1 protein-coding gene is annotated in these 445 nt (G+C 61.6%); it reads right to left on the reverse strand.

All coding sequences use genetic code 11. From position 1 onward, the window contains the following. A partial coding sequence (locus AC1DF0_RS32300) for an LLM class flavin-dependent oxidoreductase (protein WP_477577666.1) occupies positions 1 to 445 on the reverse strand: 445 nt, incomplete at both ends.

Here is a 445-nt window from a genome sequence, read left to right on the forward strand (position 1 = left end):
GTCATGTTCCACCTGCTCGCTGAGGCCCATGGCCTTGGCGGCACTGTCCAGATAGCCGGTGACGATGTTCCAGCCGACCCGGCCGCGACTCAGATGATCAAGCGTCGACAGGCGTCGGGCGAACAGATACGGCGGCTCGTAGGTCAGATTGGCGGTCAGGCCGAAGCCGAGGTTCTTGGTGACCGCGGCCATGGCCGAGACCAGCAGCAGCGGGTCGTTGACCGGCAACTGGATCGACTCTTTGAGCGGCACGTCGATCGAGTTCTGGTAGACGTCGTACACGCCGACGATGTCGGCGATGAACAGACCGTCGAACAGTCCGCGCTCCAGCAGTTGCGCCAGTTCGGTCCAGTATTCGATCGTCTTGTACTGGGTGGACGTGTCCCGTGGATGGGTCCACAGGCCATGGTTGATGTGCCCGATGCAGTTCATGTTGAACGCGTTG

The organism is Paenibacillus sp. 05T425 (assembly GCF_056396205.1).